This is a genomic window from Kribbella antiqua (assembly GCF_004345665.1).
In the GTDB taxonomy this organism is placed as follows: Bacteria; Actinomycetota; Actinomycetes; order Propionibacteriales; family Kribbellaceae; genus Kribbella; species Kribbella antiqua.
On sequence record NZ_SLWR01000005.1, the window covers coordinates 220,411 to 242,547 of the forward strand.

The 22,137-nt window shown below is 68.3% G+C and carries 24 protein-coding genes; 10 read left to right on the forward strand and 14 right to left on the reverse strand.

The annotated features are described in order from the left end of the window. Nucleotides 1–11 precede the first annotated feature (11 nt). Nucleotides 12–428, reverse strand: coding sequence for a MarR family winged helix-turn-helix transcriptional regulator (locus EV646_RS16285; RefSeq protein WP_132149298.1), 417 nt, complete (start codon nt 426–428; stop codon nt 12–14). Nucleotides 429–490: 62 nt separating this feature from the next. Beyond that, complete coding sequence (locus EV646_RS16290) at nt 491–940, reverse strand: hypothetical protein (RefSeq protein ID WP_241996037.1); 450 nt, start codon at nt 938–940, stop codon at nt 491–493. Between the two features lie 136 nt (nt 941–1,076). On the opposite strand from EV646_RS16290, the gene glnII reads away from it, so the two are divergent. After that, entirely contained in the window at nt 1,077–2,096 is a 1,020-nt protein-coding gene (glnII, locus tag EV646_RS16295) for a glutamine synthetase (protein ID WP_132149300.1), read from the forward strand. 87 nt (nt 2,097–2,183) lie between these two features. Here glnII and acs read toward each other — a convergent pair whose 3' ends face one another. Both acs and EV646_RS16305 read right to left on the reverse strand, forming a co-directional pair. Continuing rightward, nucleotides 2,184–4,118, reverse strand: a complete 1,935-nt coding sequence (gene acs / locus EV646_RS16300) for an acetate--CoA ligase (protein WP_132149840.1) — start codon at nt 4,116–4,118, stop codon at nt 2,184–2,186. Between the two features lie 194 nt (nt 4,119–4,312). Continuing rightward, nucleotides 4,313–4,666, reverse strand: a complete 354-nt coding sequence (locus tag EV646_RS16305; RefSeq protein WP_132149302.1) for a winged helix-turn-helix transcriptional regulator — start codon at nt 4,664–4,666, stop codon at nt 4,313–4,315. A 73-nt stretch (nt 4,667–4,739) separates the two neighbouring features. Between EV646_RS16305 and EV646_RS16310 the strand changes: the two genes are divergently transcribed. Next, nucleotides 4,740–5,342 (forward strand): NAD(P)-dependent oxidoreductase, encoded by a 603-nt coding sequence (locus EV646_RS16310; RefSeq protein ID WP_132149304.1) that lies wholly within the window; start codon nt 4,740–4,742, stop codon nt 5,340–5,342. 5 nt (nt 5,343–5,347) lie between these two features. Here the strand turns inward: EV646_RS16310 and EV646_RS16315 are convergent, their stop codons facing one another. Then, complete coding sequence (locus tag EV646_RS16315) at nt 5,348–6,106, reverse strand: GntR family transcriptional regulator (protein ID WP_132149306.1); 759 nt, start codon at nt 6,104–6,106, stop codon at nt 5,348–5,350. Nucleotides 6,107–6,318: 212 nt separating this feature from the next. Between EV646_RS16315 and EV646_RS16320 the strand changes: the two genes are divergently transcribed. From EV646_RS16320 to EV646_RS16335, 4 genes are all read left to right on the forward strand, one after another. Then, complete coding sequence (locus tag EV646_RS16320; RefSeq protein WP_132149308.1) at nt 6,319–7,266, forward strand: glutathione S-transferase family protein; 948 nt, start codon at nt 6,319–6,321, stop codon at nt 7,264–7,266. Nucleotides 7,267–7,364: 98 nt separating this feature from the next. Then, on the forward strand, nt 7,365–8,573 hold the full coding sequence (gene nhaA / locus EV646_RS16325) for a Na+/H+ antiporter NhaA (RefSeq protein ID WP_132149310.1): 1,209 nt from the start codon (nt 7,365–7,367) through the stop codon (nt 8,571–8,573). 67 nt (nt 8,574–8,640) lie between these two features. Then, complete coding sequence (locus EV646_RS16330) at nt 8,641–9,045, forward strand: phage holin family protein (protein WP_132149312.1); 405 nt, start codon at nt 8,641–8,643, stop codon at nt 9,043–9,045. Nucleotides 9,046–9,098: 53 nt separating this feature from the next. Continuing rightward, nucleotides 9,099–9,953 carry an alpha/beta fold hydrolase gene (locus EV646_RS16335; protein ID WP_241996039.1) on the forward strand — a complete coding sequence of 285 codons (855 nt, stop codon included), beginning with the start codon at nt 9,099–9,101 and terminating at the stop codon, nt 9,951–9,953. Here EV646_RS16335 and EV646_RS16340 read toward each other — a convergent pair. From EV646_RS16340 to nth, 4 genes are read right to left on the reverse strand one after another with little or no spacing between them, the layout of a single operon-like run. Continuing rightward, nucleotides 9,933–11,105, reverse strand: a complete 1,173-nt coding sequence (locus tag EV646_RS16340) for a MarP family serine protease (RefSeq protein WP_132149316.1) — start codon at nt 11,103–11,105, stop codon at nt 9,933–9,935. The genes EV646_RS16335 and EV646_RS16340 overlap by 21 nt on opposite strands. After that, nucleotides 11,102–11,857 (reverse strand): NUDIX hydrolase, encoded by a 756-nt coding sequence (locus tag EV646_RS16345; RefSeq protein WP_241996040.1) that lies wholly within the window; start codon nt 11,855–11,857, stop codon nt 11,102–11,104. The genes EV646_RS16340 and EV646_RS16345 overlap by 4 nt, the downstream gene beginning before the upstream one ends. Nucleotides 11,858–11,868: 11 nt before the next feature. After that, nucleotides 11,869–12,465, reverse strand: coding sequence for a TlpA family protein disulfide reductase (locus EV646_RS16350; RefSeq protein WP_241996042.1), 597 nt, complete (start codon nt 12,463–12,465; stop codon nt 11,869–11,871). After that, nucleotides 12,462–13,226: an endonuclease III gene (nth, locus tag EV646_RS16355; RefSeq protein ID WP_132149320.1), complete on the reverse strand. Its 765-nt coding sequence runs from the start codon at nt 13,224–13,226 to the stop codon at nt 12,462–12,464. Before nth ends, EV646_RS16350 begins: the two co-directional genes overlap by 4 nt. A 109-nt stretch (nt 13,227–13,335) precedes the next feature. Between nth and EV646_RS16360 the strand changes: the two genes are divergently transcribed. Further along, entirely contained in the window at nt 13,336–14,013 is a 678-nt protein-coding gene (locus tag EV646_RS16360; RefSeq protein ID WP_132149322.1) for a Crp/Fnr family transcriptional regulator, read from the forward strand. A gap of 130 nt (nt 14,014–14,143) precedes the next feature. Here the strand turns inward: EV646_RS16360 and EV646_RS16365 are convergent, their stop codons facing one another. The 5 genes from EV646_RS16365 to EV646_RS39330 all read right to left on the reverse strand — a co-directional run bounded on the left by EV646_RS16365 (nt 14,144) and on the right by EV646_RS39330 (nt 17,460). Beyond that, nucleotides 14,144–15,079, reverse strand: a complete 936-nt coding sequence (locus tag EV646_RS16365) for a type IV toxin-antitoxin system AbiEi family antitoxin domain-containing protein (RefSeq protein ID WP_132149324.1) — start codon at nt 15,077–15,079, stop codon at nt 14,144–14,146. A 173-nt stretch (nt 15,080–15,252) separates the two neighbouring features. Then, entirely contained in the window at nt 15,253–16,023 is a 771-nt protein-coding gene (locus EV646_RS16370; protein WP_132149326.1) for an MBL fold metallo-hydrolase, read from the reverse strand. Continuing rightward, nucleotides 16,020–16,838, reverse strand: a complete 819-nt coding sequence (locus tag EV646_RS16375) for an NUDIX hydrolase (protein ID WP_241996044.1) — start codon at nt 16,836–16,838, stop codon at nt 16,020–16,022. The genes EV646_RS16370 and EV646_RS16375 overlap by 4 nt, the downstream gene beginning before the upstream one ends. A gap of 2 nt (nt 16,839–16,840) precedes the next feature. Beyond that, nucleotides 16,841–17,302 (reverse strand): RidA family protein, encoded by a 462-nt coding sequence (locus EV646_RS16380; protein WP_132149328.1) that lies wholly within the window; start codon nt 17,300–17,302, stop codon nt 16,841–16,843. Next, nucleotides 17,299–17,460, reverse strand: coding sequence for a Sp36 family protein (locus EV646_RS39330; protein ID WP_165553378.1), 162 nt, complete (start codon nt 17,458–17,460; stop codon nt 17,299–17,301). The genes EV646_RS16380 and EV646_RS39330 overlap by 4 nt, the downstream gene beginning before the upstream one ends. A gap of 119 nt (nt 17,461–17,579) precedes the next feature. Here EV646_RS39330 and bagA point away from each other — a divergent pair, with 119 nt between their 5' ends. The 3 genes from bagA to lon all read left to right on the forward strand — a co-directional run bounded on the left by bagA (nt 17,580) and on the right by lon (nt 22,085). Further along, nucleotides 17,580–18,530 (forward strand): ATPase BagA, encoded by a 951-nt coding sequence (bagA, locus tag EV646_RS16385; protein WP_132149330.1) that lies wholly within the window; start codon nt 17,580–17,582, stop codon nt 18,528–18,530. Next, the gene (gene bagB, locus EV646_RS16390) at nt 18,527–19,648 is read left to right on the forward strand and encodes an ArsA family ATPase (RefSeq protein ID WP_132149332.1); all 1,122 of its coding nucleotides are present in this window, start codon (nt 18,527–18,529) and stop codon (nt 19,646–19,648) included. Before bagA ends, bagB begins: the two co-directional genes overlap by 4 nt. Before the next feature lie 85 nt (nt 19,649–19,733). Next, nucleotides 19,734–22,085 (forward strand): endopeptidase La, encoded by a 2,352-nt coding sequence (lon, locus tag EV646_RS16395; RefSeq protein WP_132149334.1) that lies wholly within the window; start codon nt 19,734–19,736, stop codon nt 22,083–22,085. Nucleotides 22,086–22,137 lie beyond the last annotated feature (52 nt).

Genomic DNA, 22,137 nt, shown 5'->3' on the forward strand with positions numbered 1-22,137 from the left:
AACGGCGATCGTTAGAGGCCGTCGGCCAGGCGGGAGAGGACGGAGCCGGCTCTGAGGACGAGCTCCCGGTCGTCGTCGTCGAGCCGGCGGAGGAGTTTGGCGAGTTCTTCGGCGGCCTGCCGGCCCGACGCGTCGACCATGTCTCTGCCGGCATCCGTCAGTACGACGGCAGTCGCCCGGCCGTCGACCGGGTCCTGCTCCCGGCGGGCCAGACCGGCGGACTCGAGCGCCGCGACGGTCGTGGTCGCGGTCGGCTGGGAGCACGGGACGCGCGCGGCGATCTCACCGATCCGGATCGGCTGCTCGTCGGCGATCAGCATCAGCGCCAGGAACTGCGTCGGGTGCAGCACCGTGGTGGTGCGGGTCCGGCGCAGGTGCCGGACGATCCGGTGCATCGCCACCAGAAGCTGCAGGGTCTCCTGCGCCATTCGCGATCACCTCCAAGGCGGGAGCCGCCATCCTGGCACACGACCGGACCGATCTCCACGCGTCACAGCGAACTGGCCAGCACCCCAAGTGCGAAAGCAGTACCCGTCAGCACCAGCATGCACCCTGCCAGCACCACAAGCCGCCGTTGCAGCGCGGGAAGCTCGGCAGCGGTGGCGAAAACCCGGCGCGGCCAATGCCGCCAGGACACGTACCAGAAGATCCCAGTTGCCCCGAGCAACAACAACCCCTTGATCAGGTGGACCCACCAGTGGGCATGGTCCAGCAGCAGCAGTACCAGCCCGCTGACCGCGATCGCCCCGATCAGCCCCAGCACCTTCCACCGGTTGCCTGAGGCAATCACCGTGGTGAGCGCCTCGCGGCCGTCCTGATCGGGACCGAAGTACTTCTTCAACTTGGGCTGGACGACGAACAGCGAGTAGGCCATTCCGCCGACCCACGCCGCCGCGAGACCCGCATGAGTGATCGCCAGCAGCACATTGACCGTCGTCACACCACGCAACCCTAGTCACACGGCGGTTAACACGCCCGTCACAAACAAGCAACAGGACCGAAATTGCTACTTGACACTGTCGGCCTCGGCTGTTCAGGACCACCTGAGGGGACGGCCACGACGAAGGGACAGACGGGTGACCTACAAGGCCGAGTACATCTGGATCGACGGTACCGAACCGAGCGCGCGGCTTCGCTCGAAGACGAAGATCCTCGCCGACGGCGCCGAGCTGCCGGACTGGGGTTTCGACGGTTCGAGTACCAACCAGGCGCCCGGTGACAACTCGGACTGCGTGCTCAAGCCGGTCTTCTCGTGTCCCGACCCGATCCGCGGCGGCGACCACAAGCTGGTGCTGTGCGAGGTCTACCTCGTCGACGGCACCCCGCACCCGACCAACAACCGGGCCAAGCTGCTCCCGATCGCCGAGCGGTTCGCCGACCAGGACTCCTGGTTCGGCATCGAGCAGGAGTACACCTTCTTCCAGGAGGGCCGCCCGCTCGGCTTCCCCGCCATCGGCTTCCCCGCCCCGCAGGGCCCGTACTACTGCGGCGTCGGCGCTGACGAGGTCTTCGGCCGCGAGATCGTCGAGAAGCACCTGGACGCCTGCATCGAAGCGGGTCTGCGGATCGCCGGCATCAACGCCGAGGTCATGCCCGGCCAGTGGGAGTTCCAGATCGGCCCGGCCGGCCCGGTCGAGGTCGCCGACCACCTGTGGGTCGCCCGCTGGCTGCTCTACCGGATCGCCGAGGAGTACGACGTCGCCGCCACCCTGGACGCCAAGCCCGCCAAGGGCGACTGGAATGGCGCCGGCGCGCACACCAACTTCTCCACCCGGGCCATGCGCGAGGGCTACGACGCGATCATCACCGCCTGCGAGTCGCTCGGCGCTCCCGGCAAGGTCGAGGAGCACATCGCCGGCTACGGCGACGGCATCGAAGAGCGCCTCACCGGCAACCACGAGACCGCGCCGCACAACGTCTACAGCTACGGCGTCTCCAACCGCGGCGCCTCGGTCCGCATCCCGTGGCAGGTCGAGGTCGACAAGAAGGGCTACATCGAGGATCGCCGCCCCAACGCCAACATCGACCCCTACAACGTCGCCCGCCTCCTCGTGAACACCTGCTGCACCGCCCTCGAAAAGGCCGGCCAGGCCTGATCCTCCCCGATCCACGCGAAGGCCCCGGAGAGCGGTTCAGAGATTTCTCCCCGGGGCCTTCACGTGTGTGCAGGTGCTACTGAGGATTCAGTCCTCGTCGGACTTGCCGGATTCGAGGTTGGATTTGATGAGGTCCATGACGGTGGAGTCGGCGAGGGTGGTGACGTCGCCTACCTCGCGGTTTTCGGCGACGTCGCGGAGCAGACGGCGCATGATCTTGCCGGAGCGGGTCTTCGGCAACTCCGCCACGACCATGATCTGGCGCGGCTTGGCGATCGGGCCGATTTCCTTGGCGACGTGGTTGCGGAGTTCCTGGACGACGTCAGGACCGCCGTCGCCGGCCTCGGACCGCAGAATCACGAACGCCGCGATCGCCTGACCGGTGGTCGGGTCGGAGGCGCCGACGACCGCTGCCTCGGCGACCTTCGGGTGCGAGACCAGCGCGGATTCGATCTCCGTGGTGGACAGCCGGTGGCCCGACACGTTCATCACGTCGTCGACCCGGCCGAGCAGCCAGAGGTCGCCGTCCTCGTCCTTCTTCGCCCCGTCACCGGCGAAGTACACGCCCGGCCAGCGCGACCAGTACGTGTCGACGAACCGCTGGTCGTCACCCCACAGCGTGCGCAGCATCGCCGGCCACGGCTTGGTGATGACGAGATACCCACCGGAGCCGTTCGGCACCGGCTTGCCCGCGTCGTCGACGACGTCCACGCTCACGCCCGGGATCGCCTTCATCGCGGCGCCCGGCTTGCCCGCGGTCACGCCCGGCAGCGGCGAGATCATGTGCATACCGGTCTCGGTCTGCCACCAGGTGTCGACCACCGGCACCTTGTTGCCGCCGATGTGCTCGCGGTACCAGACGTACGCCTCCGGGTTGATCGGCTCGCCGACCGACCCGATCACGCGCAGCGTGGACAGGTCGAACTTGGCCGGGATCTCGTCGCCCCACTTCATGAAGGTGCGGATCGCGGTCGGGGCGCAGTACAGGATGGAGACCTTGTACTTCTCGATGATCTCCCACCAGCGGCCCTTGTGCGGGGTGTCCGGGGTGCCCTCGTACAGCACGGACGTGGTCGCGTTCGCCAGGGCGCCGTAGACGATGTAGCTGTGGCCGGTGACCCAGCCGATGTCGGCGGCGGTCCAGTACACGTCGATGTCGGCCTTGAGGTCGAAGACACCCCATTGCGTGTACGACGTTCCGACCAGGTAGCCGCCGGTCGTGTGCAGGATGCCCTTCGGCTTCCCGGTCGTCCCGGAGGTGTACATCACGTACAGCGGGTGCTCGGCGTCGAACGCCTCGGGCGTGTGCTCCGTCGACTGCTTGCCGACGAAGTCCTCCCACCACAGGTCCCGGCCTTCGACGATGTTGGTGTCCTGGCCAGTTCGCCGTACGACGAGAACGTTCCGGACGTCCGGGCACTCCTCGAGCGCGGCGTCGACGGCCGGCTTCAGCGCGGCCGGCGCGCCCCGGCGGTAGCCGCCGTCGGCGGTGATCACGACGCGGGCGTCACAGTCCTGGATCCGGCCCTTCAGCGCGTCCGCCGAGAATCCGCCGAAGACGACGGTGTGCGGGGCGCCGATCCGGGCGCAGGCAAGCATCGCGACGACCGTCTCCGGGATCATCGGCATGTAGATCGCGACCCTGTCGCCGGCCTTGACGTTCAGCTCGAGCAGCGCGTTGGCGGCCTTGCTGACCTCGTCCTTGAGCTGGGCATAGGTGATCTCGCGGGTGTCGCCGGGCTCGCCCTCGAAGTAGTACGCGACCTTGTCGCCGAGGCCGTTCTCGACGTGCCGGTCAACGCAGTTGTACGCCGCGTTCAGCTTGCCGTCGGAGTACCACTTGGCGAAGGGCGGATTGCTCCAATCCAGCGTCTCGGTCGGCTCGACCGCCCAGGTCAGCCGCTTGGCCTGCTCGGCCCAGAACCCCTCGAAGTCGGCCGCGGCCTGGTCGTAGGCGTCGGCCTTCACGTTGGCGTTCGCGGCCAGCTCGGCGGGCGGCTCGAACCGGCGCTCCTCGTGCATCAGGTTCGACAGTGCGTCACCCTGGGGTGACTCTGCATTCGTCACGTCGCGGACTCCTCCTCGTGAGCTTCGGCGCGCCGGTGCGCCCGGTCACCTTTCTACCAATGCACGCCCCGCCACGAAACCGCCGCACCGCCCAGCGGCCCCTGATCTGCGCCGAACAGGCCCGATTCCGGGTCGTACGGCGAGCCCGGCTACGACTCCCGCGCGTCGAGCAACTCGTCCCAGTGTGTCTCTGTCCACTCACACACAGCCCGCATCGGCCCGAGCAGACTCCGCCCGAGCTCGGTGAGTTCGTAGGTCACGCGCCGAACCGGTTCGCCGTACTGCGTCCGCCGGACGAACCCGTCGCGCTCCAGCGTCCGCAGCGACTGGGTCAGCATCTTGGAACTCACCCGCGCCAGCGGCACCCGCAACTCGGAGAACCGCCGCGGCCCATCCTCCAGACAGCGGATCACGAGGCCGGCCCACTTGTCCTGCCCGATCCGGAACGGCAGCAAGGTGGACGGGCAGATCTCCTCGAACATGTCCGCCCGCAACGCCTCCATGCCCTTCACGGTATCCAATCGGTAACCGGGTCGCCTTCTACGGTCACCGCATCACCGAAACGAGGAGGTTGCAGTGAGCAAGATTCTGGTCATCGGCGCCCGCGGCCGGGCCGGGCGAGCCGCCGTCGACGAGGCTCGCCGACGCGGGCACGAGGTCACGGCTGTCGCGCGTACGGCGGACGGCGGGTTGGTCGCCGGGGACGTGACGGATCCCGGGCAGATCGCCGAGTTGGCTTCCGGCCACGACGCGGTGATCGCGGCGGTGTACGACGGCGGCACCGACTTCTTCACCAAGGCATCCCGGGCCTTGGTCGACGGGTTGGAAAAGGCCGGCGTCAGCCGACTTGTCTGGGTCGGCCTCGCGTCGATCCTTCCCACCGCCGACGGAACCCTGCTGATGGACACACCCACCTATCCCCAGGGGTACCGCGCCTTTTACCTCGCACACCAGGCAGCCCTCGACACCTTCGCGGCGTCAACACTCGACTGGGTCTCCATCGCCCCCGCCGGTGACTTCAGCCACGCCGACCCCACCCGCACCGGCGCCTACCGCATCACCCCGGCCGACGCGTCGAGCCTGATCTCGTACGCCGACCTCGCGATCGCACTCGTGGACGAGGTAGAGCGACCCACCCACCACCACACGGCCATCGGGGCGGTCAGGTCTGATACATGATCACATCAGGTTGCGCGGTAAGCGACTGTGATGTCGTAGCGGTCGGAGCGGTAGACGGAGCGGCCGAACTCGATAACCTCGCCGGAGGCGGTGCGTGGGGCCGAGGTGATGATCAGGCACGGGGTGGTCTCGCCGATCTCGAGCAGTTCGGCGTCGACCGGGTCCGGCGGGGCGGCGACGATCGAGGCCGAGACCATCCCGAGCGCGACTCCCCAGCGCGACGACAGTTCGCCGTACAGGGAGGTTTCGGCGAAGTCGATGTCCTCGAGTCCCGGGTAACGGCGCAGGGACAGCGAGGTGCGCTCGACCGCCATCGGCTCGCCGTCGGCGGTGCGCAGCCGGATCAGGTGCAGCACCGGGGTGCCGACCGGCTCCTCCAGCTCGCGGGCGAGATCCTCGTCCGCGCTGCCGATGCGGTGCTCGAGCACCTTGGCGCCCGGCTTGATGCCGCGGTTGATCATGTCCTGGCTGAACGACGACGCGAGCATCCGGGACGGCCGCGGCTCGGCGACGAAGGTGCCGCCACCGGGGCGGCGGGCGGCGAGGCCCTCAGCCACCACCCGGTCCACCTCCTGGCGCACGGTCATCCGGGCCACGCCGAACCGCTCGGCGAGGACACGCTCCGACGGCAGCACGGTACCGACGGCGAGCGAGCGGGTGAGCTTCTCCAGAATCTCGCGGATCTGGTCACCTTTGGGCCGGTCGGTCCGAAGCTCCGTCGGGAGTTCGGCGAGGTCGCCGGGGTTGTTCCTTGGGCGGGCCATGAGGTCAGTATCCCTGGGAATCTGCCCGGCAAACCGGTTGCCGGGGAACGCGAACCGCGGTCATGCTCCTGAACGTTCGAACGAGGCCTCGTCGTTGGCAACAGCACTGTCACCGACGACCTTGTCAGCCAGACTGTAACGTCTGCTACCGGCTCACGGCCAGCGACCACACAAGCCTGGGTGTTTCCTGACAGGCAGGTAGTTTGAGGGTCATGAGCCCCGCACAGTTCGGCAGGGAAAGTGCTGCGACCGGCGAGTGGAAGCGACAGGGCAACAGATTCGTCGACCGGATTCGCCGCGACTCCTCCTCGAAGCCAGGTGAAGGCCCGGACGACCAAGGACGCTGGCCGGTCGAGCCAGGGCGGTACCGGCTGGTGGTCAGCCTGGCTTGCCCCTGGGCGCATCGCTCGGTGATCGTGCGGAAGCTGCTCGGCCTCGAGGACGCGATCAGCCTCGCGATCGTCGACCCGGTCCGCGACGACCGCGGCTGGCGGTTCGGCCTCGACCCGTCCGGCCGCGATCCGGTGCTCGGCATCGAGTTCCTGTCCGAGGCCTATCGCAAGACCGATCCGTCGTACGACGGACGCGTCACGGTGCCGGCCATCGTCGACACCCTCTCCGGCTTGGTAGTCACCAACGACTTTCCGCAGATCACGCTGGACCTGTCGACCGAGTGGACCGAATACCACCGGCCGCACGCGCCGCAGCTGATCCCGGCCGACCGCGCCGAGCTGGATCAGCTGATGGACGAGATCTACCGCGAGGTGAACAACGGCGTCTACCGCTGCGGTTTCGCCACGTCCCAGGAGGCGTACGAGGCGGCGTACGACGTTCTGTTCGCACGGCTCGACGTACTCGAGGAGCGGCTGGCCGATCGCCCGTACCTGCTCGGTGACACGCTGAGCGAGGTCGACATCCGGCTCTTCACCACGCTGGTCCGCTTCGACGCCGTGTACCACGGGCACTTCAAGTGCAACCGGAACAAACTGACCGAGTTCCCGAACCTCTGGGCGTACGCGCGTCGGCTGTACCAGCTGCCCGGCTTCGGGGAGACCGTCGACTTCGACCAGATCAAGCGGCACTACTACCTCACCCACGACACCATCAACCCGAACCGGATCGTGCCCAAGGGCCCCGACCCGCGCGCCTGGTTGCCGTAAGCAACGCGCGGGCCGGCATGTCCCGTTAGAATGCTCTTGGAGTGCCGGGAAGCCTGGTCGGCGAAGTGTCCGAACGACCCCGAGCCGAAGGCGTCACCATGACCTCGCGGACCCGCCTGAAGAAGCGCGCCTTTCCCCGTGTCCTCGGCCGGGAGCGGGCCTTTCTCGCCGACACCCTGCGCGCCGAAACGACCGGCGGCTTGCTGCTGCTCGCGGCCGCGGTGGTCGCGTTGGTGTGGGCCAATTCACCCTGGCAGGACGGCTACCACCACCTGCGCGAGGTCCAGGTCGGTCCGCTCAGCGTCGAGCAATGGGCGTCGGACGGCGCGCTCACGCTCTTCTTCTACCTGGCCGGCGTCGAGCTGAAGCGTGAGCTCGTGGTCGGCACGCTGTCGCGGATCAGCGAGGCGGTCGTGCCGGTGGTCGCGGCGGTCGCCGGAATGGTGCTCCCGGCAATCATCTACCTCATGGTGAACCTGACCACGGCCCACGGCCGGCCCGAAGGCTGGGCGGTGCCGACGGCGACCGACATCGCGTTCGCGCTCGCCGTACTCGCGATCGTGGGCTCATCCCTGCCGAGTGCGCTGCGGGCATTCCTGCTGACGCTGGCGGTCGTGGACGACTTCGGCGCGATCCTGGTGATCGCCGTGTTCTTCTCGCACGGCTTCCACCTGTTCGCGTTGCTGGCCTCGATCGCGCTGATCGCGGTCTGGTACCTGCTGCAACGGTGGCGCGTCCGTACGCCGTTCCTGTACATACCGATCGCGATCGCGGCCTGGTGGTTCATGCACGAGTCGGGCATTCACGCGACCATCGCGGGTGTCGCCCTGGGGCTGGTGACGCGAGTGGTGACCGACGACGGTGAGGAGCACGCGCCGGCCGAGCGGATCGAGCACCGGCTTCGGCCATGGTCGGCGGGTGTCGCCGTACCGGTGTTCGCGTTGTTCGCGGCCGGGGTGACGTTGAGCGGGAGCGCCGTACGGGAGATGGTGACGGATCCGGTCGCGATCGGGATCGTGGCGGCGTTGCTGGTCGGCAAGATCACCGGGGTGTTCGGCGGGTCGTGGCTGACTGCGCGGTTCACTCGGGCCGAGCTGAACTCCGACCTGGCCTGGCGGGACGTCGGGGCGGTGTCGGTGCTGGCCGGGATCGGGTTCACCGTCGCGCTGCTGATCGCGCAACTGGCGTTCGGCGGCGACATCGCCCAGGTCGAGCGGGCCAAGGCCGCCGTACTGGTGGCATCCCTGCTGGCCGCTCTGATCGCCGCCGTCTTGCTGTTCCGGCGCAACCGCACATATGCCGACTGAGCCGGGGTACACGGGGATAGCGAGCGGCGGCGGTAGTGTCGGGGCACGGACGCGTGGAAGGAGTGCCATGTCGATGGGGCCGAACGGGAGTGAGCCGACGATCGGGCAGCTCGTCGCGAACGCCAGCAAGGATCTGTCCGGCCTGATCCGCGGCGAGATCGCGCTGGCCAAGACCGAGCTGAAGAAGACCGCGGTGGCGGCCGGGACCGGAGCCGGCATGTTCGGCGCGGCGGCCTTCCTGGGCGTCCTGGTGATCATCCTGCTGTCGATCGCCGCCGCGTACGGATTGACCGCGGCCGGGCTGCACCCGGCCATCGCCTTCCTGATCGTTGCCGGAGCCTACCTCCTGATCGCCGCGGTGCTGGTGTTCCTCGGCATCCGTGCGCTCAAGAGCGCGAAGGGACCGCAGCGCACGATCGAGACCTCGAAGGAGTCCGTCGAGGTGCTCAAGGCGATCGGCAAGGGCGACTGAGCCCCGCCGGTGTCGTCGACCTGCTGGTCGACGGTCCTTGGTCCCACTCGCTGGTGGCGGCCAACGGGGCACGGTTCCATGTCGCGGAGTGCGGCGCGGCAGACGATCCGCTCGTCCTCTTCCTGCACGGTTTCCCCGAGTTCTGGTGGGCGTGGCGCCACCAGCTGCCAGTAGTCGCCGAGGCCGGGTACCGCGCGGTCGCGATGGATCTGCGGGGGTACGGCGCCAGCGACAAGACTCCACGTGGTTACGACCCCTACACCGCCGCCGCGGACGTCTCCGGTGTCATCCGGTCCCTTGGAGCGACTGACGCCGTTGTCGTCGGCCATGGCTGGGGTGGCTTCATCGCGTGGTCAGCCGCCGTACTGGCACCGCGGCAGGTCCGTGGACTGGCGGCTGTGTCCGCACCGCACCCGCTGCTGCTGGCTCGGGCTGGTCTAGTGAAGGCTCTGACTCACACAGCCTGGTTCCAGCTGCCGATCCTGCCGGAGCGCCGTCTGCTCGCTCAGGACGGCATCCACATCGAGCGACTGCTCAGAGCGTGGTCAGCGCCTGGTGGCGCCTTCCCCGATGCAGAGGCGTCCCGCCGCTACCGCGCTGCACTGCAGGTTTGGCCTGCGCCCCACTGTGCGCTTGAGTACCACCGCTGGTTCGCGCGTTCCCGTCTCCGCCCGGACGGTCGCAAGTACTCGGCCCGGATGCGTACGCCGATCGCCGTACCGGTGCTGCAGGTCAACGGCGCCCAGGACCCCGCTGTATCGCCCGCTGCGGTCACTCCACCCGACATGGTCACGGCGCCGCTGCGGCATGAGCTGCTCACAGCTGCCGGACATTTCTCGCACGAGGAGACGCCGGAGCTGTTCAACCGCTACCTCGTCGACTGGCTGTCAGGTACAGGTGCGCGTTGAGACTTCCTGGGTGGCGGTAGCGCCTTCCTTGGCGTCGTCGGACACCTGCTCGGCGGTGAGCACGTAGCCGGTCCGGTTGTCCTCCACCGACGCGGCGAACACAACGCCGTACACGGTGCCCTTCGAGGAGAGCAGCGGGCCGCCGGAGTTGCCGGGGCGGACCGAGGCCCAGATGGAGAAGGCCTGCCGGGTGACCGTGCGGTCGCCGTAGATGTCTGGGCCGCGGAGGCGTTCGACCGAGCGGATCCTGGCCGGCTCGGAGTCGAACGGGCCGTTCTCCGGGTAGCCGAGGACCACGGACGGGTCGTCCGCCTTGCCGGTGTAGTCGAACGGCAGCGGCTTCGCGGTCAGCTTCGGCACGTAGAGCACCGCGATGTCGACCTCAGGGTCGAACAGTACGACGGTCGCCTCGTACGAATGCTTGTTGACCTCGACCCGTGGTGAGCTGACGCCGGCGACGACGTGCGCGTTCGTCATCACTCGCTGCGGCGCGTAGACGAACCCGCTGCCCTCGAGGCCGCGTGAGCAGTTGGCGACGCCGGTGACCTTGGCGATCCGGCTGTAGGCGTCCTGGACCAGTGGCTGCCGGGAGATCTGGCCGTCCGGCGGCTGCGTCTCCCGGATCCGCTCTGGCACGAACGGGTCGAGGAATCGCGGGAACAGATCCGTGTTGACGACGTCGTTGAACGCCTGCAATGCCTGGTCGGCACGACTCGGCAGGATCTCGTCGACCTTCGCCAGTACTTGCGATCCACGCACCGCCGAGGTGACTTCGGGAATCCGCGCACCGCTGACCGCGACACCCAGCACCCACGACACGATGAGCACCGAAACGGCCGCGAGCGCCGCACCGCCGAGAGCGTCGAGGGCCTTCACCGGCCGCCAGGAGATCTTGTTCCTGAATCTGGAGCCGAGTATCGCGCCGACGGTTCTACCTATCGAGGCCAGCAGCACGACCAGCACCAGCGCGGCGAACGACACCGAGACACTCGGGGAGAAGTTGTCCAGCACCCGGGGCACGCCCCAGACACCGACCGCGGCTCCGGCGAGCAGGCCGAGAGTCGCGCACGCGCCCAGCACGAAGCCCTCGATGTACCCCGAGATCGCCACCAGGGCGGTGATGATCAGCAGCGCGTAGTCGAGCTTGCTCACTCCACACCTTCCGGCTCGTTACCGTCCGACCGTCCGAGGTCGTGCTCGATGGCGGTCAGCCGCCGTAGGTCCTCCGGCCGTCGTCCACCAGTCCGCCAGGCCGCCTCGACCAGCCGGTCGGGCAACGGTACGACGACCGAGGGGTCCCAGTCGCGCGCCCATCCGCCGAGGATCAGCATTTTGTCCAGCAAGCCGGCGGTGAATCCCCAGATGTAGATGTCGCCGATGGTGAAGGCCGGGCCGGTGAACCCGGACGGGTGCAGACAGCTGATCCGGTTCGCCGGGTCGGCCAGCGCGTGCACCGACACGTTGTGCACCGACGCGACCTCGGCCGGGTCGACCACGGCGACCGGCGACGGCTCCCGCCACCAGGCCAGCACCGGCGACACCCCGAAGTTGCTCACCGGCACCCAGAGCGCCGGCCAGACCGCGAACGGGACGACTCCGGCGGGATCCAGCCCGGTCTCCTCCTCGGCCTCACGCAGAGCGGTCCTGATGAAGCCTTCCTCACCCGTGCCATCCGCCGGATCGACTCCGCCACCCGGGAACGCCATCTGGCCGGCGTGCTTGCGCAACGTCCAGGCCCGCTCGGTCAGCAGCACCTCTGGCCCGTTGTTGCCCTCAGCAAGCAAGATCAGTACGGCGGACTTCCGCACGGACGGATCGTCGGGCGGCAGAAACCGGGACAGCTGGGTCGGGTCGACTGCCTCCGACGCCTTGGCCAACGGCTTCAGCCAGTCAGGAATCTCCACTCCCGCCAACATCACAGCGTCACTCCCAGCTTCTCCTGCACCAGCTGGTCGAGCTGCTGCTGTGACGTGAGGACGCCACGACGCACCCAGACGACGGCGCCGTCCTTGTCGACGAAGGCCGTCAGCGGCGGGCCGCCGATCTTCAACGCCTGCTTGGTCGCCTTGTCCTGATCGACCACATGCGGATAGTCCAGCCCGTGCTCATCGGCGAACTTCACCGCCAGCTCCGGCCGCGGATCGTCGTAGTCGATCCCGATGATCTGCACCTTGCCGGCCGCCCGCTGCTGCAGTGAAGCCAAGTACGGCGCTTCCTCGCGACACGGGCCGCACCACTGGGCCCAGACGTTGATGACGAGCGGCCCGCGGAGATCGGCGAGCCGGATGTCCGGGCCATTGCCCAGGCAGGGCAGGCTGACGTCCGGCAAGCTGTTGCTGACCGGGGGTTTCGACGGCGTCGACGGGCAGGCCGTCAGTTTGTCCGCACCGGCGACCGCTGACCGGGTCGGCTGGCTGCCCGCGGATTGTTCGGCGGACCCGCACGACGCCAGGACCAGTCCGGCAACTACGAGCCAGCTGGACGTGCAGAGCGTCGTACGTGCAAGGTTCACGCCGGGACCTTCACCAGCTTCGCGGCGAGCGCGGGGTCGGTCGGGCCGGCGCCGAACGACGGGCACCACTGGGCCACCGGGCAGGCGCCGCAGGCCGGCTTCTTGGCGTGACAGCGGCGGCGGCCGTGGAAGATCAGCCGGTGCGACAGCATCGTCCAGTCCTTCTTCGGGAACAGGGCGCCGATGATGTGCTCGACCTTGACCGGGTCTTCCTCGGTGGTCCAGCCGAAGCGGCGGACCAGCCGGCCGAAGTGCGTGTCGACGGTGATACCGGGGACGCCGAAGGCGTTGCCGAGCACCACGTTCGCCGTCTTCCGGCCGGTGCCGGGCAGCTTGACCAGCTCTTCCAGCTTGTTCGGTACGACGCCGTCGTACTCGTCGACGAGGGCCTGGCCGAGCTTGATCACGCTGTTGGTCTTGGCCCGGAAAAAGCCGGTCGGCTTGAGTATCGTCTCCATCTCTTCCCGGTCGGCCTCCGCGTATGCCCGGGCGTCCGGGTACTTCGCGAACAGGGTCGGGGTCACCTTGTTCACCATCACGTCGGTGGTCTGGGCCGATAGGATGGTGGCCACCAGCAACTCGAGCGGCGTGGTGAAGTCCAGCTCGCAGTGAGCGTCCGGGTATGTTTCGGTGAGCACCTTGTGCATCTTCCGGGCCCGGCGGACCAGCTGGGTCGACGTCTCGTCGGCGAAAACCGGGGCTTTGCGGGGCAGCTTGAGGGTCTGCTCTTTTTCCGGCTCCGCGACACGCTGGGATGGCATGGAGGCAAGCCTACGTGGCGGTGCCGACACCCGAGGGGCTACGGTTTTGGGGCAACCGGGTGGTAGCGAACCCCCGTAAGTCGTGGTCGAAGGTCCTAGGAGGCCCAAAGTGGATGCCACCGTGCTCCGACAGGCACCGCTGTTCAGTCAGCTCGACGACGAGGCGGCCGACGCGCTCGCCCTGTCGATGACCGAGAACCGGCTGCGTCGCGGCCAGGTGCTGTTCCACGAGGGCGACTCCGGTGACCGGCTGTTCGTCGTCGTCGAGGGCAAGGTCAAGCTGGGCCGCACCTCCGCCGACGGCCGGGAGAACCTGATCGCCGTACTCGGCCCGGGCCAGATGTTCGGTGAGCTGTCGCTGTTCGACCCGGGCCCGCGGTCCGCGACCGTGACCGCGGTGACCGACGCCTCGCTGATGTCCCTGACCCACGACGAGCTGCTCCGCTGGCTGGCCGGCCGCCCCGAAGTGGCCCGCGGCCTGCTCCTCCAGCTCGCCTCCCGGCTGCGCAAGGTCTCCGACATCGTCGCCGACCTGGTCTTCTCCGACGTACCGGGCCGCGTCGCCAAGGCCCTCCTCGACCTGGCCAGCCGCTTCGGCCGCACCGCCGACGACGGCGTGCACGTCCACCACGACCTCACCCAGGAGGAGCTCGCCCAACTCGTCGGCGCCTCCCGCGAAACCGTCAACAAGGCCCTCGCCGACTTCGCCTCCCGCGGCTGGGTCCGCCTCGAGCCCCGCTCCGTCGTACTCCTAGACGTAGACCGCCTCCAACGCCGCGCCCGCTAACTCACCCACCCGCACCACCCCGCTCCCCCCGGCGAACCCTCCAACTCAGTGGGCATCCCCTCAGCTGGAGGGTTGCCCATTGAGAAACTGAGGGGGCAACCCTCCACCTCGATGGGCATGCCGGATCGATTCAGGAGCGGGCGAAGGCCTGACGGATACGGGCGACCACCCGGGCGGGATGATCGAGGTCGGCCCAGGTGATTCGCACGACTTGCAGACCGAGCGCGCGCAGACGGTCTTCCCGGAGCTTCTCCTGGACGAGGCTTTCGGACGTCGCACCGGCATACTTGACCAGACCGTCGAACTCGACCACGGTCCGCAGGTCGGGGAAGTAGAAGTCGACCCGGCCGACGAAACCGTCGGCATCTGTGAACGCCACCTGGAGCAAAGGCGTCGGAAGGCCGTGGTTCTGCATCAGCACCCTTAACCGGGACTCCCCGACCGACTCGGACAACGGGTTGCTGAACTGCAGGGCAGCCCGTGCCGTCGCGCTGCCCGGCCAGAACTCGGTTGCTTCCAGCAAACGCTGTTCAACATCCGTACTGATCGGATGATCACGACGTACGGCGTCGGCGCTGATCACGGCTGCCTCGAAGGACGACGTGCAGGCCATTTCGAACAGAGCGCGGGATACGGTCGTGGCCGGCAGGCGACCTACCACGGTCAGGTCAGCCTCTGTCAGCTTGCCGCGATGGTGGCGTACTCCGGCGATCCGGCCTCCGCGATGCCGATCCAGCCGGCTGAGGTGGACCTCCGCGAGATCCAGGCCCCATAGCGTCACGCCGTGCAGGGCGAGCGCCGACTGATGGCTCACCGCGACACTGCCCGGCCGCATGGAGTTCATCACCGCGTGGACGAGCCGCCGGTGCTTCTGCCCCTGCTGATCCCATGGCGTGAGATGGCTCAGATCCGCTGCCTCGGCGTACTGCCCGTAGCGGATCCGCTGCCAGCGGCCGTCACGGATCCGGTCGTGGATCTGGCCTGGCGTGTAGCCGCAGTCTGCGGCCTGACCACGGCTGAACACCCCGCCCTGCCCTTCCGCCAGCAGCTTCAACTTCGGATTCACTCATCAAGCATCGGCCGTACCACCCACTGTCCGCTGCCGTCTTCCACCAACCTGTGGATAACCGCGCCAACCCTCTAGCCCAGTGGGCATCCCCTCAGTTGGAGGGTTGCCCACTGAAAAACTGAGGGGGCAACCCTGCGGCTCAGTGGGCAACCCTGGCGGCGGAGGAGCGGTTACCGGTGGAGGTAGTCGAGTTGGGCTTGGACTGAGCGTTTGGCGGCGGGCCAGAGGGTGGGGTCTACGTCGGCGTAGACGTGTTGGACGACGGCCTCCGGAGTGGTGTGGCCGGCGGCGATCGCGGCTCGGACTTGGTCCAGGCGTTCGCGGCGGTGGTTGATGTAGAAGGTGAGGACGTCGGTGGGGTCCTCGATGACAGGGCCGTGGCCGGGGAGCAGGCGGTCTACGCCGGCTGCGGAGTTGGCGAAGGCGCGGAGGCGGTCCAGGGACTCCAGGTAGGGGCCGAGGGCACCGTCTGGGTGGGCTACGACGGAAGTGCCGCGGCCGAGTACGGTGTCGCCGGTGAGGAGCGAGCCGTCCTGCGGGAGCCAGAAGCAGACGGAGTCCATGGTGTGCCCCGGGGTCGGAAGGACCTCGATGCGCAGGCCGCCGGCGGTGACAACGTCGCCCTCGGACAGACCGTGCGCATGGTCGGTGGGGAGGCGGAACGCCGGATCCACAGCACGCACTCCACAACCAGCCTGGTTCGCGAACCACGCCGCGCCTTCGGAGTGGTCCGGGTGCTTGTGAGTCAGCAGTACGACGGCCACGTCGCCGGCCGCCTCCAGAACCGCACGCAGGTGGACCTCGAGCATCGGCCCCGGGTCAACCACCACGGACTGTGACGAACCGGGCGCACGCAGGATCCAGGTGTTGGTCCCGTCCAGCGTCATCAGGCCCGGGTTGTCGGCCCGCACCAGAGTCGCGAACTCCGTCACAGCAGTCATGTCGTCTCCAGATAGGCCTGGTCGCCGTCCACCCGCACTGTCGGCAGCACTGGCCGGATCTCGCGTTCGACCGCAGCCGAGAGGATCGCGGCGACATCGTCGTACGACGTGAGGTCGCGGCAGCAGACGTACGTCGGTGGGAGCATCAGCAGCTCACCGGCGTCGACAGCGGCCACCGCGTCAGACGGGCGCATCCAGGCGACCTGGTCGGACTCGCTCGTCACATCGCGGGTCAGCTGGCCGGCGGGCAGCGCGGCGACGAAGAAGCGGGTGTCGTACCGCCGGGGCTCGAACTCCGGCGTGATCCAGTGCGCCCACGCGCCGAGCAGATCCGCCCGCAGCACCAGCCCACGCCGATGCAGGAAGTCGGCGAACCGCAGCTCCCCCGCCTCCAGCGCGACCCGGTCCGCCTCCCAGTCGTCACCACTCGTGTCCGCGACCACCGACTCCGCCGACGGACCAGCCAGCAGTACGCCGGACTCCTCGAACGTCTCCCGTACGGCGGCCGCCACGTAAGCAGCAGCAACGTCGCCAGAGCACCCGAGCCGCTCACCGAACCACTCCGCCGCCGGACCGGCCCAGGAGTCGGCGACCGAAGCATCCCCCACGTCCACCCGGCCGCCGGGGAACACCGTCATACCGGCTGCGAATGCCATCGTCCGCTGCCGCCGGAGGAGGTAGACCTCCGGACCGGCGGCAGAGTCGCGCAGCAGGATCACCGTCGACGCCGGACGCGGCTCGACCGGCGTACCGCCTTCCCGTACGAAGGTCAGGGCGGCGGACGCCATCCGGCCGGACAGGAGCCGGGACTGCAAGGTCAGGCGACCTCGACGATCAGCTCGACCTCGACCGGGGCGTCGAGAGGCAGGACGGGGACGCCGACCGCGCTGCGGGCGTGCTGGCCGGCCTCGCCGAACACCTGGCCGAACAGCTCCGAGGCGCCGTTCGCGACCTGCGGCTGTCCGGTGAAGTCCGGCGTCGAGGCGATGAAGGCGACCGCCTTGACGATCCGCTTCACGTTCGCCAGGTCGCCGATCTCGGACTTGACCGCGGCCAGCGCGTTCAGCGCGCACTGCTGGGCGCACTCGCTCGCCACCTCGGCGGTGACCGCGTCGCCGACCTTGCCGGTGGCGATCAGGGTGCCGTCGCGCAGCGGCAGCTGGCCGGACGTGTAGACGAGGTTGCCGGTGCGTACCACCGGCACGTAGGCGGCGACCGGCTTGGCCACGTCGGGCAGCTTCAGGCCGAGCGCGGCCAGCTTCTCCTCCGGGTGGCTCATTTGTCCTCGATCTCCCGCTTGAAGTAGGCGACCAGGTTCTCCGGGTTCAGCCCCGGGACGACCTGGACGAGCTCCCAGCCGTCCTGGCCGAAGTTGTCCAGGATCTCCTTGGTCGAGTGGACCAGCAGCGGCGCGGTGAAGTACTCGAACTTCTTCATGAAGGGGACTGTACTGAAACTTTCCCCACCCCACCGCCCCGGTCAGGACTGAACTCTTCCCCACCCCACCGCCCCGGTCAGGAACGGTGTGCTGTGCGCCACGCCCTACCCTGGGGAGCATGGCGAGGCTGCACGTGGTCACCGGTAAGGGTGGCACCGGGAAGACGACTGTCGCGGCTGCGATGGCGCTCGCGCTGGCCGAGCAGGGCAAACGGATCCTGCTGGTCGAGGTCGAAGGCAGGCAAGGGCTTGCCCAATTGTTCGACGTACCACCGCTTCCGTACGTCGAGCGCCGGATCGCCGTCGGTCCCGGAGGCGGCGAGGTGTTCGCGCTGGCCGTTGACGCCGAGGCCGCGCTGCTGGAGTACCTCGACATGTACTACCACCTCGGCCGGGCCGGGAAGGCGCTCGACAAGGTCGGCGCGATCGACTTCGTCACCACCATCGCGCCCGGGCTGCGCGACGTGCTGCTCACCGGCAAGGTCTACGAGGCGACCCGCCGGAAGGCCCACGGCAGGCTCGCGTACGACGCAGTGGTCCTGGACGCACCGCCGACGGGCCGGATCGCGCCGTTCCTGAACGTGAACCACGAGGTCGCCGATCTCGCCAAGGTCGGGCCGATCCGCAACCAGGCGGACGCGATCATGGGCATGCTGCGCTCCGACGTGACCCGGATCCATCTGGTCACCCTGCTCGAGGAGATGCCGGTTCAGGAAACCCTGGACGCGGTCGAGCATCTGGAGGCGCTCGACCTGCGGATCGGGTCGATCGTGGTGAACATGGTCCGCAACAGCCCGCTCGACGACGACGCGCTCGCGCTTGCGGTGAAGGAGAAACTGCCCACCACGGAGATCAGCAAGGGACTGCGCTCGGCTGGTGTTGCCGTGAGCAAGGAGCTGGTCGCGACCCTGCTCGCCGAGGCTCACGACCACGCCGTCCGGGTCGGACTGGAACGCGAGAACCGCGACCGAATAGATGCCCTCGGCAAGCAGGTGACCGAGCTCGCGTTGCTGCCGGAGGGAATCGACCAAGGCGCATTGTTCGACCTGGCCGAGGAGTTGGGCGCGTGACAGACCTCGACGTGGACGCACTGATCGACGACACCGAGACGCGCATCATCATCACCTGCGGCTCCGGCGGGGTCGGCAAGACGACCACGGCGGCCGCACTCGGGTTACGTGCCGCCGAGCGAGGGCGGAAGGTCGTCGTACTGACGATCGATCCGGCGCGGCGGCTGGCGCAGTCGCTCGGGTTGACCGAGCTGGACAACACGCCGCGATCGGTGGCTGAGGTGAACGCCGTGAACGGCGGCCGACTGGACGCGATGATGCTGGACATGAAGCGGACCTTCGACGAGGTCGTACTCGCGCACGCGACCCCGGAGAAGGCCGAGCAGATCCTGGCGAATCCCTTCTACCAAGCGCTTTCTTCGTCGTTCGCGGGGACACAGGAGTACATGGCGATGGAGAAGCTCGGCCAGCTGCACAAGCAGGCTGAGCGGACCGGCGACTGGGATCTGATCGTCGTGGACACACCTCCGTCGCGGTCGGCGCTGGACTTCCTGGATGCGCCCGAGCGGCTGGCGTCGTTGCTGGAGGGGCGGTTCCTGCGGTTGCTGTTGGCGCCCGCCCGTGGCCCGCTCAGGCTGATGTCGGCCGGGGTGAACATGGCGATGTCGGTATTGAACAAGGTGCTCGGCGCTCAGGTGCTGACCGACGTACAGACGTTTGTTGCTGCTTTCGACACGTTGTTCGGTGGATTCCGGCAGCGGGCCGAGCAGACGGTGGCCTTGCTGCGGGAGTCGCACACGGCGTTTCTGGTGGTGGCGTCTCCGCAGAACGACGCGCTGCGGGAGGCGTCGTACTTCACCGAGCGGTTGCGTGAGGAGGGCATGCCGCTGGCCGGCGTCGTACTGAACCGGGTGACGACCACGCACGCGCCGGAACTGTCGGCCGAGCGGTCACTGGCTGCGGCGGAGCGGCTGGACGAGGCGGACAAGTCGCCGTTGGCGGCCGCCGTACTGCGGTTGCACGCGGACAAGATGCACCAGGTCGTCGGGGACCACAAGCGGGCGGATCGGTTCCGGCGGGGGCACCGGTCGATCCCGACCGTTGAGGTGCCGGCACTGGCGGACGACGTACACGATCTGACCGGTCTACGCCAGATTGGCGAGCTGCTGACAGCCTGAGTTCACCCTCAGCGAACGGCGGGAATTACTTGCTTACACCCACGGTTGAGCCAGTCAGACTCAATCTTGAAAAGGGTGTGACAGCGTGACCGATACGTTGAATCTTCCTGTTCTGCCGCTGGACGACGTGGTGGTCCTGCCGGGAATGGTCGTGCCGGTCCGGCTGGCCGACGCTGAGGCGCGGGCGGCGATCGACGCGGCCCAGGCTTCCGGTCAGGACAAGGTGCTGCTGGTCCCGCGGCTGGACGGGAAATATGCCAAGGCCGGAACGCTCGGCGAAATCGAGCAGATCGGCCGGTTGCCGGGCGGAGCCCAGGCAGCTGTTATCCGCGGTACGGCGCGCGTCCTCATCGGCGCGGGCACTACCGGACCCGGGGCAGCCCTCTGGGTCGGCGCGACCGTGCTGCACGAGATCACCGACGCCCGTTCGGCAGAGCTCTCCCGTGAGTACAAGACCCTGGTGACCTCCGTGCTGCAGCGTCGTGGCGCCTGGCAGGTCATCGACTCCGTGAAGCAGGTGAACGAGCCCGCGGAGCTGTCCGACCTGGCCGGCTACGCGTCGTACCTGACCAACGAGCAGAAGTCCTGGCTGCTGGAGAACGCGAACGTCTCCGAGCGGCTGGAGAAGCTGATCGGCTGGGTGAAGGACCACCTCGCCGAGCTCGAAGTGTCCGAGACGATCCAGAAGGACGTCCAGGAGGGCATGGAGAAGCAGCAGCGGGAGTTCCTGCTGCGCCAGCAGATGGCAGCCATCCGCAAGGAACTGGCCGAGCTGGACGGCAAGGCCGAGTCCGAGGAAGAGGACTACCGCGCCCGCGTCGAGGCGGCCGACCTGCCCGAGCACGTCCGTAAGGCCGCGCTCGCCGAGGTCGACAAGCTGGAGCGGACCGCTGAGCAGTCCCCCGAGGTGGGCTGGATCCGGACCTGGCTGGACACCGTCCTCGAGATGCCCTGGAACGAGCGGACCGAGGACAGCTACGACATCCGGGAGGCCCGGGCCGTGCTCGACGCGGACCACGCCGGTCTGGATGACGTGAAGGAGCGCATCACCGAGTACCTGGCCGTACGGCGTCGCCGGGCGGACCGCGGTCTCGGTGTGGTCGGCGGACGTCGCAGTGGCGCAGTACTGGCGCTGGTCGGCCCGCCTGGTGTCGGCAAGACCTCACTGGGTGAGTCCGTGGCACGTGCGATGGGCCGGAAGTTCGTCCGGGTCGCATTGGGTGGTGTGCGGGACGAGGCCGAGATCCGCGGTCACCGGCGTACGTACGTCGGTGCACTGCCGGGCCGGATCGTCCGGGCCATCACCGAGGCCGGCTCGATGAACCCCGTCGTACTGCTGGACGAGATCGACAAGGTGGGTGCGGACTACCGGGGTGACCCGACGGCCGCCCTGCTGGAGGTGCTCGACCCGGCGCAGAACCACACCTTCCGGGACCACTACCTGGAGGTCGAGCTGGACCTGTCCGACGTGGTGTTCCTGGCCACGGCGAACGTACTGGACTCCATCCCGGCGCCGCTGCTGGACCGGATGGAACTGGTGCAGCTGGACGGGTACACCGAGGACGAGAAGGTCATCATCGCCCGTGACCACCTGCTCCCGCGTCAGCTGGAGCGGGCGGGCCTGACAGCGGACGAGGTGACGGTCGAGGACTCGGCACTGAGGCTGCTGGCCGGTGAGTACACGCGTGAGGCCGGCGTACGGCAGCTGGAGCGGTCGATCGCCCGCGTCCTGCGGAAGGTGACGGCGCGGCTGGCCCTTGGTGAAGAGATTGACACCCTGACTGTTGGCTCTGGCGACCTGAAGAAGTACCTGGGCTCGCCGAAGTTCACTCCGGAGTCAGTCGAGCGTACGGCGCTTCCCGGTGTGGCAACTGGTCTAGCTGTGACGGGTGCCGGCGGTGACGTGCTCTTCGTCGAGGCGTCGCTGGCGGACAAGGAGACCGGCCCGACCGGTGTCACGCTGACCGGCCAGCTTGGCGACGTGATGAAGGAGTCGGCGCAGATAGCCCTGTCGTACCTGCGCTCGCACGGCGCGGAGCTGGGGCTGCCAGTCGGCGACCTGGCCGAGCGGAACGCGCACATCCACGTTCCGGCCGGCGCCGTCCCGAAGGACGGACCGTCGGCGGGTGTGACGATGACGACAGCGCTGGCGTCGCTGCTGTCCGGCCGGCCGGTCCGGTCGGAGGTTGCGATGACCGGTGAGGTGTCGCTGACCGGGCGGGTCCTCCCGATCGGTGGGGTGAAGCAGAAGCTGCTCGCCGCACACCGGGCCGGGCTGACCACGATCCTGATCCCGAAGCGGAACGAGCCGGACCTGGAGGACGTGCCGGAGTCCGTGCTGGCGGAGCTGACAGTGCACCCGGTCAGCGACGTCCGCGAGGTGCTCGACCTGGCGCTGGAGCCGGCGTCCGTGCAGGCACACCAGTACGCCGCCTGACCGTCGTACAACTGGAGGGCCCGAGCCTGTTGCTCGGGCCCTCCTTCTTTTG